At 40.9% G+C, this 2,823-nt stretch carries 5 protein-coding genes and 2 pseudogenes; all 7 read left to right on the forward strand.

Going from position 1 to position 2,823, the window contains the following annotated elements:
• Positions 1-309 (forward strand): annotated as a pseudogene (locus H6G26_RS40645) (hypothetical protein); the annotation flags it as partial.
• A gap of 97 nt (positions 310-406) precedes the next feature.
• The gene (locus tag H6G26_RS40650; RefSeq protein WP_190737691.1) at positions 407-733 is read left to right on the forward strand and encodes a hypothetical protein; all 327 of its coding nucleotides are present in this window, start codon (positions 407-409) and stop codon (positions 731-733) included.
• Positions 726-926, forward strand: coding sequence for a hypothetical protein (locus H6G26_RS40655; protein ID WP_190737693.1), 201 nt, complete (start codon positions 726-728; stop codon positions 924-926). Before H6G26_RS40650 ends, H6G26_RS40655 begins: the two co-directional genes overlap by 8 nt.
• Positions 927-951: 25 nt before the next feature.
• On the forward strand, positions 952-1,341 hold the full coding sequence (locus H6G26_RS43610) for a hypothetical protein (RefSeq protein ID WP_242054385.1): 390 nt from the start codon (positions 952-954) through the stop codon (positions 1,339-1,341).
• Positions 1,342-1,463: 122 nt separating this feature from the next.
• Positions 1,464-2,306 carry a hypothetical protein gene (locus tag H6G26_RS40665; RefSeq protein ID WP_190737695.1) on the forward strand — a complete coding sequence of 281 codons (843 nt, stop codon included), beginning with the start codon at positions 1,464-1,466 and terminating at the stop codon, positions 2,304-2,306.
• Between the two features lie 68 nt (positions 2,307-2,374).
• Positions 2,375-2,584 (forward strand): hypothetical protein, encoded by a 210-nt coding sequence (locus H6G26_RS40670; protein WP_190737698.1) that lies wholly within the window; start codon positions 2,375-2,377, stop codon positions 2,582-2,584.
• Between the two features lie 17 nt (positions 2,585-2,601).
• Positions 2,602-2,823 (forward strand): annotated as a pseudogene (locus tag H6G26_RS40675) (hypothetical protein); the annotation flags it as partial.

Raw genomic sequence — 2,823 nt, forward strand, 5'->3', positions numbered from 1 at the left:
TTAGATAGAGCTTGTTGCAAACAAAGGCTCTTTTTGTTTTACCATAAATTGCCACATTCTTTAATCTATAAGCTTTTCAGGGTATTTTGTCTCCCCGCAAGGGGTTGTTCAGACCAACAGCAGTATTCTAACTCGGTCTATAATGCAGTGCGTAGGCTTTGCCCGTCGCAGACATCGCTGTCGATGGTGGACGTGTCTACTGATAGTAAATCCATTTTTGATGAATATTTTTTAGAGCAACCGTTAGAACAGCTAACTAGCGATAAATTGCAGCGCCTGCTGGAAAAAGCGGAGTTAGTAACAGCGTAAGTCTTGGGCTTCGCCTGGGAAAAGGTTAAAGGGGAAAGGTAAATTTCTTCATTCCCTTTCCCCTTCCCCTCAATAATCCCTTCATTTACCAATCAATATGCAACCTACAATATCTATCCCTCAACACTGGGGCTACCCTCGCTTTACTTTGGAACAGCGTACAGAACAAGGCACGATTCTAGGGCTTTACTACTACCCATCTGGTACAGAATTAGCTAAACAATTTGATGAAGGATGGCGTTATGTATTAATGCCTAAGAAGAATTCTGATGAAACATCGTACTTGAAAGAGGATCAAATCCAACCACTTACCCCAGAAGAGTTATTTCAGAAAATTACCGCAGAGATTGACTTTTATCAACAACAGATAAGCATTCTCAACCGACAGTTAACCGTATTAACTAAGGGTGCAAACAATGGCTAATTCTACAGGCAATTTTGACCGTAGAGCTAATCATTTGCTGCGTTTACTTCAGCTTTGCGGCGGTTGTGTTCCATTACATCGGCTGCAATTCCAATTCTCCGATTCAGTAATTCAAACACTGCTGGATAGAGAACTGGTGCAAGTGCAGAACACAGGACGCGGTTTTTTGTTGGAGATTTCCGAGGATTTTTAGTTTATTTATCCCAGAGGAAAAAATCATGAAACTTTACGCTAAAACCATTGCACAGACTTTACCCAATTGGGCAATTGTCGTTACAAAGAGTGCAGATTTATTTGAGATTGAAATCAACGATGAACACCCGAACTTTCAATCTCTGCTTGAAGAGTTGGAAACGGAGATTGAGCCAGGAACATTCGGTGTAAAGGCAGAAGATTTATGTTCAAGGCTGGGCATAGAAATGTCTAACCTCAATCTCTGCCAATTACTTGAACAAGCCCAAAATCTAGTATCTGAAATTGCTACGCACCCAGACTACAAACAACTACTAGACGAGGGATATCAACCGGATTTAAACATTGCTGATGCTAGCACTGCACTGACTTATCTGCAATGGGAGTTAGACGGCAATCAAGAATCTTCTCTCTAGTAAAAAAGCGTTCACCTGAATGAGTGCCGCTTATTCAACTGAACGCACGGAAGTTTTTCTCCCGCTACAGAATTCCCATTATACACAGAACACCAATCAATGAAACTTAACCGAGGTGAAACATGATTGCTGAAATCAAACTAGGTTTATGCAACCCTCCCGAACCAATTTATCTCTATGTCAAAAACGCCGAGTTAGGTGGAGAATCTTACCTGTGGTATCACTACGATATTGACAGGGAGAAAACTATCCCTGTTACCCAAAGAGTATTGACCGGCTACTTGTCAGAACTGCGATTGACGACTAAAGAGTTCAAAGGCAAAGACAATCTCAAACTCGATATTGTCGTGAGTGCTGATGAACTTTATGTAGTGAGAACTGGCATTGAAACCAATTTCGCCAAAAGCTTTCTTTTAGCTGCGTCATTAATCCAAGATTTTTCCAAACCACTGATTATTGTCGCTAATGCTGGCGACGAAAACACAGTTTTCTGTAATCTTTACGATGCTGCAAGTAAAACCAAGATTTACAGGGAATGGAGTAGAGATTTGAATTGGGCAACTATCATTCGTGACATCCAATCTTTATTGGGTGCAACTTCAAACTCGATTCCCGAACCCCCACTGACTCCACCAAAACTTAGTGTAGTTCCTCAATCAATACACCCACAGGATTTGCGAGTTAAAAATATTCGCACCTTGCTTGATTATCCACTTGATTTGGTCAAAGAGTGGTTGCAATTCCAGGATGTTGACCGCCCAAGTTTACTTGATATTAGCCAGATTAATGAACTAATCAAAACCATGTGTTTAGCTTGGGCAGCAAACAAGTGTGACCATCCCAATCATGCTGAGTCTTTGTATCAAAAGCAGGTTCTTGATGCTGTTGTTAGCGGTGCTGATGAGTTAACGGCAATCAGCGCATGGATGCAACAGGTACAAGCGGTAAAGACTGGGGCAGTCTAAATCGAAAGTCAGGATTCAGAAGAAGTTTTATTTCTGAATCCTGAATTAATCAGATAGGAATAAAAACCATGAAAGTCATTGTCACAGTAGTCGAAAGAATCATAAGTAAAGCTCACATCGATATCCCTGATGGGCTGAATCAATCCGCAATTAAGCAGCACATAGTAGACCGCTACAACACTGGGGAAATGTCCACAGATATGAACATCTTCCAAGTGGATTTTGAATCTATTAGCGCTCGAATTATCCAAGAACAGTCTTCTACTAAATCTGCATAAATATAGGAGGTAATCAGATGCATACAAAATGGACTGATGAAGAACTCGCAATCATTGAAGCTAAGGCTGAACTTTATACACCTAAACAAATAGCCTCAATCTTAAAAAGACATGGCTATTTCCGTACTCCAATTGCAATTGCTACTAAACTTTGGGCTTTAGGTTATTCTACAAGCCCCTTTCTCGATAACTATAGTAGTGCTGAAATCGCCCGTGTTCTGTGTGTGCATTCCACCACC

Source organism: Nostoc sp. FACHB-888 (assembly GCF_014696655.1).
Lineage (GTDB): Bacteria > Cyanobacteriota > Cyanobacteriia > Cyanobacteriales > Nostocaceae > Nostoc.